Origin of the sequence: Chitinophaga eiseniae (genome assembly GCF_900167135.1) — a bacterium.
GTDB lineage: Bacteria > Bacteroidota > Bacteroidia > Chitinophagales > Chitinophagaceae > Chitinophaga > Chitinophaga eiseniae.
In genome coordinates, this window is sequence record NZ_FUWZ01000002.1 from 145,027 (window position 1) to 159,241 (window position 14,215).

Annotated in this window: 11 protein-coding genes; 2 read left to right on the plus strand and 9 right to left on the minus strand. The window is 49.0% G+C overall.

Features of this window, described 5'->3' with window-relative positions:
* The 5 genes from B5D63_RS10170 to B5D63_RS10190 all read right to left on the minus strand — a co-directional run bounded on the left by B5D63_RS10170 (position 1) and on the right by B5D63_RS10190 (position 5,545).
* Entirely contained in the window at positions 1-1,035 is a 1,035-nt protein-coding gene (locus B5D63_RS10170) for a hypothetical protein (RefSeq protein WP_078668711.1), read from the minus strand.
* A complete protein-coding gene (locus tag B5D63_RS10175) occupies positions 1,032-1,613 on the minus strand; it encodes a hypothetical protein (RefSeq protein WP_078668712.1) in 582 nt (193 codons plus the stop codon). The genes B5D63_RS10170 and B5D63_RS10175 overlap by 4 nt, the downstream gene beginning before the upstream one ends.
* Before the next feature lie 131 nt (positions 1,614-1,744).
* Positions 1,745-2,482 (minus strand): LytR/AlgR family response regulator transcription factor, encoded by a 738-nt coding sequence (locus B5D63_RS10180; protein WP_078668713.1) that lies wholly within the window; start codon positions 2,480-2,482, stop codon positions 1,745-1,747.
* Positions 2,483-2,493: 11 nt separating this feature from the next.
* Positions 2,494-4,359, minus strand: coding sequence for a tetratricopeptide repeat-containing sensor histidine kinase (locus B5D63_RS10185; protein ID WP_159455974.1), 1,866 nt, complete (start codon positions 4,357-4,359; stop codon positions 2,494-2,496).
* Positions 4,360-4,537: 178 nt separating this feature from the next.
* Positions 4,538-5,545, minus strand: a complete 1,008-nt coding sequence (locus tag B5D63_RS10190) for a GlxA family transcriptional regulator (protein WP_143312865.1) — start codon at positions 5,543-5,545, stop codon at positions 4,538-4,540.
* Positions 5,546-5,697: 152 nt separating this feature from the next.
* Between B5D63_RS10190 and B5D63_RS10195 the strand changes: the two genes are divergently transcribed.
* A complete protein-coding gene (locus B5D63_RS10195) occupies positions 5,698-5,913 on the plus strand; it encodes a KTSC domain-containing protein (RefSeq protein ID WP_078668716.1) in 216 nt (71 codons plus the stop codon).
* A 184-nt stretch (positions 5,914-6,097) separates the two neighbouring features.
* Here the strand turns inward: B5D63_RS10195 and B5D63_RS10200 are convergent, their stop codons facing one another.
* Positions 6,098-7,366, minus strand: coding sequence for a DEAD/DEAH box helicase (locus tag B5D63_RS10200; protein WP_078668717.1), 1,269 nt, complete (start codon positions 7,364-7,366; stop codon positions 6,098-6,100).
* 286 nt (positions 7,367-7,652) lie between these two features.
* On the minus strand, positions 7,653-8,051 hold the full coding sequence (locus tag B5D63_RS10205; RefSeq protein ID WP_078668718.1) for a c-type cytochrome: 399 nt from the start codon (positions 8,049-8,051) through the stop codon (positions 7,653-7,655).
* A gap of 233 nt (positions 8,052-8,284) precedes the next feature.
* Here B5D63_RS10205 and B5D63_RS10210 point away from each other — a divergent pair, with 233 nt between their 5' ends.
* Complete coding sequence (locus tag B5D63_RS10210) at positions 8,285-9,112, plus strand: methylated-DNA--[protein]-cysteine S-methyltransferase (RefSeq protein ID WP_078668719.1); 828 nt, start codon at positions 8,285-8,287, stop codon at positions 9,110-9,112.
* 121 nt (positions 9,113-9,233) lie between these two features.
* Here the strand turns inward: B5D63_RS10210 and B5D63_RS10215 are convergent, their stop codons facing one another.
* Together B5D63_RS10215 and B5D63_RS10220 are read right to left on the minus strand one after the other, a co-directional pair.
* Positions 9,234-10,691, minus strand: a complete 1,458-nt coding sequence (locus B5D63_RS10215; protein WP_078668720.1) for a RagB/SusD family nutrient uptake outer membrane protein — start codon at positions 10,689-10,691, stop codon at positions 9,234-9,236.
* An 11-nt stretch (positions 10,692-10,702) separates the two neighbouring features.
* Complete coding sequence (locus tag B5D63_RS10220; RefSeq protein ID WP_078668721.1) at positions 10,703-13,831, minus strand: SusC/RagA family TonB-linked outer membrane protein; 3,129 nt, start codon at positions 13,829-13,831, stop codon at positions 10,703-10,705.
* Positions 13,832-14,215 lie beyond the last annotated feature (384 nt).

Genomic DNA, 14,215 nt, shown 5'->3' on the forward strand with positions numbered 1-14,215 from the left:
TTATTTTATCTGTACCGGCGCAGTAGTAGTGGGTAAAGGTCCATCCGGCGGCGTGGAAGGCTCGTCGAGCGGTTTATACCGGTAGGAGTTTTCCGGATCGCCACAGGCGGTATAAAACACCGGTGGGAGCTGCACTTTTCCAGGCGCTCTTTTTTCTTTGGAAGCCGGACCCAGCAACATGTATTTATACAGGACGCTTACATCGTTGTATTCAGTAACAAGTTTATCCTGCGGTGTATCATGCGCTGTATATTGTCCCGCTGCGGCATTATAGGTGTATTCAGCAGTATCTATTTCTGTCAGCAACTTATAAAACCGGTTAGCATACAGCACGTCTTCCTTCTCTTCTTTTTTCTTGTCGTCACCCAGGTAAGCCTTCATTTCCTCTACTTCCTTATCGTTGGGCTGATGAAGAAGCCCCCTGCTTCCTGTAAGACTTGTCCGCAGCACCGTCTCCCCTTCTTCTTTGGTGACAACACCTACAAACGGCTCCTGGTAACGGTTAGGCTTCTGGTAGAGGAATACAAAATCATTGTATTTTTTTTCGGGAGAATAGATCTCTGTGTTGTGGTCCATCTTTTCTATCCCAAAGTCACTATCCACATGGGAAAATATGATCTGTGAAGGAACAGCAGCAGCTTCATAAATGTAAGGAGGCTTAAAACAGTTTGCGTCTTCATTGAACACACGGCGCGTTTTGCCATCATTAAACTGAATAAACGTTTTTCCCCGTTCAAATCCGTTGAAATACATCCGTACACTGTCTTGCAGCGCCTTATTTTCTCTGGCGAATACAATAAAAGTATTGGCTGGTTTATCGGGAACAAACCGGATATGGTCTTTTTCCACATGATAAGTCCCGGGCACCAGTGTGGCATAACCATACAGGAAAAAACGGCCGTTATCGAAAAGACAGAACCCGTCCTGAACACCGCCATAGCGGCCGGCGAGAGACTGTGCAGAGGCGTCATTATTCATAAATAAAGATAGCGTGATGGTAGTCAGTATACAAAGAAAGTAGAATATGCTGTTCATAAATTGTTTTGATTACAATACTCAAAAAAATCCCCCAAACGGAAAATCCGGGTAAGGTAGGCATAGTCCTGGTTCACCTGCTGATAACTTTTCAGGGACGGCGCCGCTACGTCCAGATTACCTTTGCCGAGGGTACGGTCGGGAATAAACAAAGCATTCGTTACTTCCGGCTCCCCCAGCAAAGAATAAACTTCCCGGCCTTCCACCGCATAGGGCTTGAACCGGGAGCTGAGGTTTTTCCTGGTATAGATGGTATTATAGATAACATATTTGGACCGCGAAGGGTTAATCACTCCATAAGAGGTCAGTTCCATATTCAGCTCCTGCGGGGGCATACCCAGCGCCTCACAGCTGATATCATGTACACCTTCCGTCAACGCCACCCTTAAAAAGGAACGCGCCGGAACGACATACTGTTTCTGGTCAATCGCAACAGTTATGTCCCGGCCCGTCGGGTTATCAATCAACGTTGAGCCGCTGAGCGTTGGTTTCAGCAATAGCTCATAGCCGGCGTAACATCCCATCAATACCAACACCAGCAACAGTCCTATGATTCTTTTTCCTGCTATTTGTGTCATGGAATCACTGTTTTTTCTGAAATACGGTTTTCAGTGATTAAAGTTAACCCAGGACCGTTGCATACTTTGGGGCAAATTAATTTCCGCACACGGCGGGTCAACATCTGTAGGCTGCAGAGAAATATCCGCATTTATATTTTATCGATAAAACTGAGTACCACCTCTCTCTTACGGTCAGACACCGGTACCGTTTCACCGTTAAACATTTCAAGATAACCTTCCTTATAATATTTGCTGACGTAGTTACCATTCACAAGATAAGACTGATGGCAACGGATAAACGTTTCTTCCGGCAGCAGCGCTTCATACTCTTTCAATACTTTGGAAACCAGGATGGAACTGCCGTTTTTCAGATAAAAAGTCGTATAGCCCCGGTCACTCTTACAATACAGGATATCCTCTATATCGATGATCTGTGTATATTCTGCGCTCCTGAGCGCCACGCGGCGCGGACGCGTTCCTCCTTTATAGTGATTGGCGGCGATCTCCAGCTGATGCTGGTTAAATTTCTGTTGCTCGCTTTTTTTGAAACAACGGTCCACAGCTTCTTCAAAAACAGTTGTCTCGATCGGTTTCAGCAGATACGCGAAAGCGCCGAGGTTCAACGCCTGTAACGCATACTGGTCGTAGGCGGTAATAAAAATGATCTGGCTGGCGGTAACGTCAATGCGGCTAAACAAGGTGAAGCTGTTACCGTCTTTCAATTGTATGTCTGCCAGAATCAGCTCCGGCTGCAGCGCAGGTATTTCTTCCTGTGCCTTTGCTATTTCCCCGGAATAGCCCACCACCTGCAGGTAGGGAATCTCATTCACCAGCGCCATGAGATGTTTCAGGATATTGATTTCGTCTTCAAGTATATAAACAGTCATCGGACTTGGTTTTAATCTATTAATAAAGGCAGATAGATGGTCGCTCTGAAGCCCTGCCCTTCCGTTTTGGGCTGTGCTTCAAAGTACGCTTCGCGGGCCGTTTTGTTGAATAGGAGGTCCAGCCTTTCCTGGGTGATGATACGTGACAAAGATTTTTTCTCGCGCGGACCGTGTGTCTTTTCCTGTTCTCCCGCGCCGTTATCATCGATACAAATCACGAGCCGCTGCTGCTCCTGGCGAAAGGTGATGGTCAGCACACCGCGGTAATCGATAGACTTAAAGCCGTGCTCAATGGAGTTTTCCACAAACGGCTGCACCAGCATGGGCGGTATCAGGATAGACGATATATCTGTATCGGCTGTATCAATGCTATAGGAAAATGCGTGTTCAAAACGCATCTGCTGTAGCTCGATGTAATTTTTCAGTGAACTGATTTCGTCTTCCAAAGGAATCAGGTCATGTCGGTTTAGTTCCAGTACATTGCGCATCAGTTTGGAGAAAGATACCAGGTAAGCGTTGGCTTCCCGCTTTTTATCCGTGCTGATCAGCCCTTGCATATTGGCAATGGCATTGTAGATAAAGTGAGGGTTCAGCTGCATCTGGCGTGTCTTCTGTTCCAGCAGCAGTCGTTTGTTTTCGATGGACAATCTTTCGTTTTTCTCACGGAGAAGTTTCTGCCGGTAAATATTGTATACATAAAACGCAACAATGGCCAATAACGTACAGACACCTACGAAAATCCAGCGTTGCTGGGAAATGACTTTTTTATTCAGTTCATTGTTCATCTGCAACGCTGCTATCGCCTGGTCCTTTTTCTCAGTCTGGTATTGGGTGTGCAGCTCTTCTATCCTGGAAGCTTCGATGACCTGCATGTTCCGGCCAAAGATGTTGAAAGCCGCATGTAAAGCTTCCAGTGCATTTTTGTAATCACCTTTTTGTTTGTAGGCTTCATGTAGTCCCTGGTATTCCACCAGCAGGTTCATTTTCTCCGGCTGACGCCCTGCCCATAAAATAGCGGCTTTATAATAATAGATAGCAGAATCTGTCTGTTGATTGCGTACAAACGTGGTCGCCATATTATTAAATGCCTGCAGGTGCAACTTCTGCTGCGACTGCAGGTAACTGAAATAGCGCCGTTCGGGGGCGACGGCTTTACCGAACTCTTTCCGGGCAGAATAAAGCTGCGATTCATAGTCAAAGGTACGGGCGAGCGCGAGTGTGTCGTCTATCTGCAGTGCCAGCTGACGGGCGCTGTCCAGGAACCGCTCCATAGCGGCGGTATTAAGCTGCCGTGCGGAGAGCATAAAGGCTATGTCAAAATAACGCTGACGGATATTCGGATGGGTACGGAATGGATGGTGGTTGTAATACTGCTGCGTGTACTCCACTGCCTTGGCTACATTCTGATTATTGTAATAGGATTTTGCCAGCAGGTCGTACAGCCGGTAGGTGAATACACTTTGATGTTGTTCTGCCTTTTTTACGGCCTCCAGGATACGGGTTACAAGATCAGCCTGAGCAATATCGGAGCCGGACAGCGCACGGTTCAGTGTGGCGAAGTCCTTTAACGTCTGCAGGTCTGTCTGCCTGGAGGCCGGCACTACTTGGCGGAAGGAGAGCGAGGCACTGTCATATTTCTTTTCCAGTGTATACAGGTTACCATGCAGATAATGGTACCAGGGGTTAACAGCTTTATCGGGCGTGGAATCCAGGCGCGCCAGCTGTGCGCGAAGGCTGTCCGTATACGGCTTTGTTTTAGCCGTATCGCCGGAAAGGATGAAGGAAACATAGTTTTTATCGGATGCACCGGTATTGTCGGGAGCCGTCTTTTGGTCCGGCGTCCCGCAACCGGCGCACCAATAAAGGGCAACAAACAAGGGAAGTAATAATTTATGTGCTCTGAACAGTTTGATCATATTCGTATATCCGTGTCCCCTTGTAAGCGATAACGATTGCTAACAGGAACAAAATTAAGAAGTGAGGTGATTCGTTTTTGGCCGGGGTAATATTCGCAGACGGCCGGTTAATATTCGCGGCGGCAGACAAAATATCCGCTCAGGAGGCCATACCGGCTGTTACCAGCCGCAGGCCGTTCTGGCCGTATTTCTCCTTGTAGGCCTTGGGTGTCATGGCCACGTACCGCTTGAATATCTTGCGAAAGAAGCTCATATCTTCATAACCACACCGGAAAGCGATTTGTTCTACGCCCTCCCGGCTGCTCTCCAGCATTTTTTTGGCAGCTTCGATACGCACCCTTTGCAGGTAGGCCAGCGGCGTATTGCCGGTGGCCTGCTCAAACCGGCGGATAAAATGCCGGATGCTCATATTATATTGGGCTGCCAGCGCCTCGACGCTGATGGCGTCTGCATAGTTTTTTTCGATGAACTGCTGCGCTTTACCGATCACGTCATCGGTGTGATCATGCTGCAGCCTGAAAATAGAGAAGGCGTCCTGCGGCTGCTGGTGCATATTGATCATCAATATCTTGGAAGTGATGATGGCCGCTTCATGCCCGCAGAATTTCTCCACGAGGTACATCATAAAGGTGGTGAAGCTGAAAGCACCACCACAGGTATAAATGCTTCCCTGGTCAACAATTATTTTATCGTCCTGCACCTCCACTTCCGGGTACAGTGCCCGGAAACGGTCGGCAAACAGCCAGTGGGTGGTGGCTACTTTTCCGTTCAGTAAACCGGTAGCCCCCAACAAAAATGCCCCTACGCAGATACTGGCCAGTTCAGCCCGCTGCAGGTGCTGTTGCCGCAGCCAGTCAATCAGCCGCCGCTCCTGTTGCACCACCGGCAGTATCTTGTCCGACTCCATGGCCGGTACGATCACCAGGTCGTACACTTCCTCTTTGGGTAATTTGGTGGGCACAGCCGTTCCCATGGCTTTCCGCCAGAGCTGGCCATCCTTCTCTTTCACAAAGTCTATCTCAAACCGTACGCTGACAGGACTGCCTGTCAGCAACGGCGCTGTCCGCGCCATGGCGGCCAGGATGTCTGCCGGGCCCGCCACGCTGGACGGAACAGCATTTTCATAATCGAGAATAGCAATACGCATATAATTCTGGATATATATGATAATGGCAATATTAACTTCCAACAAGGCATTTTTGCCATAGTATAAAGTTAGCCTTTCCTCCCGTTTCCGGTAAATTATTTTCTACCGGGTATGATAATTGAGACCTGGAAAATGGGAAAACAGGAAAAACCATGCCGTCGTCTGTCATCCGTACATATCATTACGACGCCCTGCATGCTGTACTGCGGATTGTGTTTGTTTCAGGGGCTGTATACGACTACGAAGCCGTACCGGAATCCCTGTATGAGGAAATGAAAAAAACGAAGTCTAAAGGCATTTTCTTCAACCAGTACATCAAAGACAGATTCAAATTCTCCCGCCGGCATGATCCTCACGACCATGCCTGAGAGCAATCAGCCGAAAAAAACCGTCCTCAATGCTCCCCGGCAGGAGAGGCAAAAGGAACTTTAAAAGTATCAGCTTCGGGCTAAAAAGGCACAAAAAAAGGGCTTAAAAAGCCCAGTGTCAGCCGTCCATAAAACAGCCTGAAAACATATCATAGCCCCGGACTTCAGCCCGGGGGCCCGGATATTAAAAATCTATTTTCTGATCACGTTTATCCACCCTGTCTTTACGGCCATAACGGTTACGGTTACGTGGTTTGGGCCTTCTCGGTTCTGCTTTCGGTGCGTCCGGATCGGCATTATTGGCCTCTATCAGCGCAGATTCTTCAAACGGATGACGCACGGAAGGGATCTTCTGTTTGGTCAGTTTGTTGATGCTGTTCAGGAAGGGACGTTCTTCGGTGGCGCAGAAAGAAAGCGCGTAACCGGTAGCGCCTGCACGGCCCGTACGGCCGATACGGTGTACATAAGTTTCCGATACGTTGGGCAGATCATAGTTGATCACATGTTCCAGCGCTTCCACGTCGATACCTCTGGCAGCAATGTCAGTGGCAACGAGCACGCGTAAACGACCATTCTTGAAATTGGCCAGCGTGTTCTGGCGGGACGCCTGCGACTTGTCGCCATGCAGGGCGTCTGCATTGATATTACGCTTACGCAGGTTCTTGGCGATACGGTCTGCGCCGTGTTTGGTCTGCGTAAAAACGATGGTGCGTTTGATGCTTTTATCCTGCAGGATGTGGTCCAGCAGTTGTTGTTTGTCTTTTTTCTTCACGAAGAATACACACTGCTCTACCCTTTCAGCGGTAGTGGACACCGGCGTGATCTCTACTTTCTCCGGCTTGTACAACAGTGAGTTGGCCAGCTTCGCAATATTGGGAGGCATGGTAGCGGAGAAAAACAGCGTCTGGCGCTGTTGTGGCAGCTCACGCACCACTTTCTTGATATCGTTGATGAAACCCATGTCCAGCATGCGGTCTGCTTCATCCAGCACGAATATTTCGAGGTGGTCCAGGTAAATATACCCCTGGTTCATCAGGTCCAGCAGGCGGCCTGGCGTCGCAATCAGCACGTCTGTGCCGTTGCGCAGCGCGATGGTCTGCCGGTGCTGAGGCACGCCACCGAATATCACGTCGTGTTTTAACCCGGTAAACCGGCCATACGCTTCAAAACTTTCATCGATCTGTGTCGCCAGTTCACGGGTAGGTGTCAGCACCAGTGCACGGATATGTTTATACCCGCCTTGTACTCCGGAGCGGGTATTATACAACTGCTGCAGGATGGGAATAGCGAAAGCGGCGGTTTTACCGGTGCCGGTCTGTGCACATCCCAACAGGTCTTTCCCTGTTAAAACGATCGGAATGGATTGTACTTGTATGGGGGTAGGTTGGGTGTAACCTTCTTTTTTAATTGCTTTTAAAATGGGCTCAATTAACCCTAGTTGCTCAAATAGCATATTGTGTTTATAATCTTCAGTAATAAAATTAAACGCCTCTTTTATGGCCGGCGTTCAGCATTGAGGAGAGCAGTAAAGAAAGATTCGGGAGAGTGCTTTATGCTTTGAACTCAACATAACAAACGTAAAGATACGGATTTTCCTGTCAGCAAAACCCTCAGGGCACGGATAATGGATATATGTGGAAATCAAGCGGGTAAAAAACACTATTATTCAACGACTTATACATAGAAAGGGACTAACTCCACGGGGAAAAAGCCCCTTTCTGCAATGTCATTGGCCGGACTTACTTAGCCGCAGCTTCATCTGGTTTGGTTTTTGGTTCTTCGTTACCATGGTGACAAGTGTAACAGGACACAGCCATCACATCTTTTCCGAAGTACTTCTTGTTGATGCGACGCGTCATTTTCATCATATCCCGCGCGATACCTTTGTGCTGATTATCATCGCTGGCGAAGTCCAGTTTCTTGGGATCATCTTTTTGTGCAACGTGACAGTAACCGCACTTTACGCCCAGCGCCGCGTTAAACCCGCGCATAGTGGCAATCAGCTCATCGTGGCTGATGTTTTTCGGCAAGACTTTGAGGTTTTTAGGCTTCTCCGGCTCCTGCGGCAAAGCCAGTGAACACAAGGTAACCGCCGCCGTTAACGCTGCCGCCACCATGAATGTTTTTTTCAGTTTCATGACCATCGATTTAAATAGTATGTAAAGCTTCCTGATACGGAATCTACAAAAAATTATATATGTAACAGAATTTTTTTTGACAGGCGGAAGGGGCTTCCGCCGTCTTCGTACGGGCAAATGCGTTAGTCAGCAGCATACTGCCACCAAGAAAGAACTGCAGGATGGCATATCCGCAAGTTCCGGGTTTTTTACCGATTTTCGCCGGGGTAACTTTGTCTTAAAATGATAAAGCCATGAACAATTACGATAAAATTGCCACGGCAATTGCTTACATCAACGACAACTACAGGGAACAACCTGAACTGAAAGACATGGCGGCTGCTGTACACATGAGCCCGTTCCATTTTCAACGGGTGTTCAGTGAATGGGCGGGCGTTACACCTAAAAAATTTCTGCAATATCTCACATTGCATCATGCTAAACAACTACTGAAACAGGAGAAAACAACCCTCTTTGACGCTGCCTTTGAAACAGGGCTATCCGGCACCGGCAGGCTGCACGACCTGTTCATCAACATAGAAAGCATGACGCCAGGCGAATATAAAAACGGGGGAAAACTTTTGCACATCAACTACAGCTTTGCGGAAAGCCCGTTTGGCAACATCCTCGTCGCCTCCACCAGCAAAGGCATCTGTCATATGGCTTTTGCGGACAACCGCGAAGCGGCGCTGCAGGAACTGGTCGCCAATTTTCCCAATGCACAGTTTACGCAGATGACAGACCTCATCCAGCAAAACACGCTCTACATCTTCACGAAAGAGCAACACCGTCTTTCAGAAATAAAACTCCACCTGAAGGGCACCGCCTTCCAGCTGAAAGTGTGGGAAGCCCTGCTGAAAATTCCCATGGGCAATCTCACCACCTATCAGCAACTGGCGGCCGCAGTAGACAATCCCAAGGCGTCCAGGGCGGTAGGTACGGCCGTAGGCCAGAACCCGGTGGCCTTCCTGATTCCCTGCCACCGCGTGATTAAAGCGACCGGAGAATTTGGCCACTACCATTGGGGAGACATCCGCAAACAGGCGATGATCGGCTGGGAATCTGCCCACTCCCATCGCTGACACCACCTCGTCCAAATAAAAAGGAAAGGGCCGCCCACTCGTGAAGGGCAGCCCTTATTTGCTTATGAAAGAGGACCAGCACTAGAAAGTGCCTGTCTGTTTATTAGAGGATAATAAGGTATTACTGGTTATCTACCGCCAGCTTGTTATACACCAGCTCATCGGACGAAATAGGCCAGATGTAGTTGGGTGCTGTCGGCTTCACTTCCAGCACAGTGGCGCTCTTACCAGGGAACGGAATACCCAGCCGGATAATTTCCATCGCCCTGTTACCTTCTCCCAGTAACTCAATATGTTTTTCTCTCAGAATAACTTCTATCAGTTTATCCGCATTGGCGAAACTGGCAGGGGTAAACACCGTGCCCGGGTCCGAGCGACCGTGTACCGCGTTCAGCAAAGCAATAGCGGTAGGATCTACGGTGTTGGATACACGCACTTTTGCTTCCGCCTGTATCAGCAATACTTCCGCCCAACGCAGCACCGGCGAAAAGTCCAGGTAAGGGCTCGGACCGGAGTACTTCACCAGGAAAGAACGCGCGCCCACCGGCAGGATAAACTGCCTTCTCGCATCGCCCGCTACCCAATTGGGATCTCCCATGATACCGGCAGGACTCAGGGCATACTCGGCGTTACCGCCAACAGAGGCCGGGCTGTAATAATAGCCCAGCTGCGTCTGCGTACCGGGAAAATCGCCGGGAGAAGCACCAAACGGCATGTATATCACCGCTTCTTTACCGGCATATTTGGGGATGTACAGGTTCTTTACATCAGCCTCCAATGCGTAACCGCCAGGCGATGTGAATGGTCCGGAGCCGGCAATCAGCTTGGCCCCTTCTGTCAGCACCTTATCGTACTGTCCCATTTGCAGGTACACTTTCATCTTCAGGGCGATGGCACTGTAAGCATTGCCCTTATTGGCAGCGAAACGGGTAGCTGCTGTCAGCTTGGGCAGCAGCGTTTCTGCAGAGTCCAGGTCACGGATAATCTGTGCATAGGTTTCTTTTACGGTGCTGCGCGCACGGGAGTAGTCTCCCAGCTTGGTATGCGGCTCCCAGAAAAGCACCAGGCCTAATTTACTGCCGGCGCCATCCCAGTAAGGACGGGCAAATAACTGCAGCAGGGAGAAATAAGACAGACCTCTTACGAACTTGGCGTCGCCGGCGTATATCTTTGACAGTGAGTCGCCCACCACGGCGTTACCCTTGGCGGCCATACCGGCCAAAAACACGTTCACGTTGTTAATGGCCATATATCCCTGGGACCAGATCTCCTTGATCTCCTGGGACTCGCCAACGGCGGTCATCTTCCAGGAAGCATTCAGGGTTACGTTATTGGTCGTCAGATTCACAAAGTCCGCTCCTCTTACATCATTTGCGATCAGCACTTTGCCACCAAGGAACTTACCGTTTTTCATCACGGTATATAAACCGGTAGCTTCGTTAGCAATCCTCTCTTTCAGCGTAAATGCCTCCCAGTCCGGAATATCGGTTGTCGGCTTGGGTGTCAGCAGATCTTTCTGACAGGCAGTACCAAAAGCAGTAAGACCTAACGCCAGTATATATGCACTAATTTTATTCATCGTCAATCATTTTAGAAATTAACATTTAAACCCACTGTCACAGTACGGCCGTTACCCAGGGTGTTACGGTCGATACCCTGTCCGGAAGCGTTGTTACCATTGGAAGACACTTCAGGGTCAGGACCGGGATACCTGGTCAGGATAGCCAGGTTCTGGCCTCTTACATATACCCTGGCGCCGCTCACGCGAATGGATTTAAGCGCTGTCTCCGGCAGTATGTAAGTCAGTCCCACTGTACGGAGTTTAAGGAAATCTCCTTTAAACGCATTAGCGCTGATAGCGAAAGAAGAACCATTGGAGATGTTATCGCCATACACTACTTTAGGCGTCTCGCTGACATCACCCGGATTCTTCCACCTGTCCAGCACGTCAACACTATTGTTCCAGTAACGCTGGTCCTTCATACCGGCAAGACTGCCATAGTAAACATAGAAACCGGTCTGATAAGTCAGCAGCACGTTCAGTTCAAAACTCCTGTAGCGGAAAGTGTTTTCAAAACCGCCGATCAGCTTGGGATTGGTATTTTTGTAAGCCACCGCGTCTTTGGCGCCAACAGCGGGAGCCTGTTTGCCATCCGCATAAGAGAACACTGCACCTATCGGATTATAGAATACTTCTTCCCCCGCTTTGTTAACGAAGATCCTTCTGCCGGTTTGCGGGTCCACCCCATTGGTACGAACAACATAAATCATACTGGCCGGGTTGCCTACCTGGTTTACGCTCGTCTGTTCCAGTGAACTGGTCACAAACGGGATTTTGTCCAGGGCGCCTGCCAGCTCCGTGATTTCGTTTTTGTTGTAAGCAATGTTGAATGAAGTGTTCCACGTAAAATCCTTTTTAGTAACAGCAGCTGCGCTGATGCTGAACTCCACGCCTTTATTGTACATCTTGCCTACGTTGGCAGGAATAGTAGCAATAGCAGAAGTAGAAGGAATACCGGCGGAAGGGATTTGAGGCACAAACAGGATCAGGCCGTCGATATTGTTATAGTAGTAGCTCAACTCACCGGTAATCCTGTTATTCAGGAAACCATAGCTGATGCCTATGTCTGTCTTTTTACTTACTTCCCATCCCAGGTTGGGGTTACCTGCCTGGCTGAAGTACAGGGAGGGTCTTTCACCATAAGGCACCGGCCTGTAGAGAGACAACGCATCATAGTCGCCCAGACCGGCATAGTTACCCACTTTACCGAAGCTACCACGCAGCTTCAGGGTAGAGAACACATTCGCCAGTTTGCTGTTGGCCCAGAAATCTTCTTTGGTGATTTCCCAACCTGCAGACACACTGAAGAAAGTACCTTTCTTCTTGTCTTCACCAAACGCTGAGTACTGGTCCTGACGCACGCTTCCGCTCACGAAGTATTTTTCTTTGTAGTTATAGTTCAGACGGGAGAACCAGGATAACAGGTAGTTCTCGCGGCGCAGCATGTTTCGGCTCAGGTCTGTCAACCAGCCACCTTCGGAGTTATTGAAGTAAGGGTCCATCTGGTTCTGGCGACCGATACCATAACGCTCACGCTGATCGCGCTGTTGCTCAGACCCCAGCAGTACACTCAGGCTATGCTGGTTAAATGTTTTGTCAAATTGCGCCGTGTTGGTCCACATCCATCTTTTATACTGTGTATAAGTGCTGGTAGCGTCACCGTTGGCGCTGTAGCCGTCGCCATTCTTGTTATTGGCGTATACGTCGTTGTTCATCAGGATATAGTCGATACCATATTGCGTACGTAAAGTCAGCCATTCCCAGGGTCTCAGCTGACCGTACACGCTTCCCTGTACGTGGTTCGCCTCTGTATTGGAGTGGTCGAGGTCCAGCAGAATTTTGGGATTGTAGATCCCCACGTTGAGGCCTCCCTTAGCGCCCCCGATACCGGAACCGCCATTCGTATTGTAAGTACCGTCGTTGTTGTACGGCGCCACAATCGGAGAAGTGAGAAAAGCCAGGCGGGCCAGGCCGCCGGAGCTGAAAGCTTCGCCCTCCAGTGAACCGGAAGAACCGGAGATAAGGCTGGCTTCATTGGAGTAAGAAACCTTCGTGCCCACAGAGAAAATCCTGCCCACCTTCTGGTCTACATTCACCATGAGATTTTTGCGGATAAAATCATTTCTTTTCAGGATACCTTCCTGTTTGGTATAGCCGGCAGAAAAATAATAGCTAGTATTCTCCGTGCCACCGCCTACGCTCAGGCTATGGCTTTGGGAAATGGCTTTGTCGCGGTATACCACATCCATCCATTTGGTATCGATGTTATTGCCGTTCGCATCTTTGTTGAACTCGTAACGCCTGGTATCACCGGCGTTGGCCAGCGCTTCGTTTTTAACGTCGATATACTGTTGTGCGTTGAGCGTTTTAGGCAAACGGTTAGGGGTGGTCATACCTACCCAGCCGTCATACATCACACGCGGGCGGCCGGCTTTACCTTTTTTGGTAGTCACGAGCACCACGCCGTTGGCGGCGCGGCTACCATAGATAGCGGTAGCAGCAGCGTCTTTCGCGATGTCAATAGATTCGATGTCGGCAGGGTTGATACTGGACAATGGATTCAACGGAGCGTTGGTAGCGCCTACGTCACCGCTGAAAGTAGGCACTCCGTCAATCACGATCAACGGGTAAGCGCTCATGGACAGGGAGTTGACACCCCGGATCCTGAATACCGGCGGGTTGTTTACCACGCCGTTAGGCACGGTGATCTGTACACCGGCGGCGCGGCCACCCAGACCGGATTCAAAGCTTTGTACCGGCAAATTGGCAAGTGCGGTGCCTTTCACAGAAGCGATGTTGCCCGTCACTTCCCTTTTACGTTGTGTACCATATCCCACCACCACTACTTCAGATATCGCTTTTGTGTCTGCCGTCAGTTTGATCGTTCCCAGGCTCTCTCCGGTAATAGGTAAGGATTTAGCTTCATATCCCACGAAGGATATGCGTAATGATTTTGCATCGGAAGGAACAGATAGGGAAAACGCACCTTTGGCGTCTGTTACAGTACCAGTTTTACCACCGGGCAGGCTTACAGATACGCCGGGCAAAGCGGATCCCTGCTCATCGGTCACTTTACCAGTAACCGTGCGGTGGGATTGCGCCAGCATGGTCGTTGCTATAAACAGCATACTAGCCACCACGAGTAATAATTTCCTCATGTAATTGCAGATTTTGGTTTAGATAAATTAAAAAGAAGTCTGATCAGATCAGATTTTGGTCATAGTTCTCCAGCATCATGATGTTCCCCATGATGATATACCCGATGGCATTTGAGTTTTGAAAATACGGTTTAGCTTAAACGGTTTCTGGCCATAGATCTACAGCATTGCTGCAGGTTTCGTTAGATTTAGATTTACTTCGCTTAGTGTTTTTGTTTACTGGTTAAGAAAAAAGGTTCTGATTTTGGTTTTTTATGCTACAGTCTTCACGAGACGTATTACGGATTCAGATTTTGGTTGCAATACTATCGTTATCCTCTACGATCACTAAATAAACAGGTCTGAATAAAAATAAAAAAAATTTTTTACCCCCATCATGCTTTC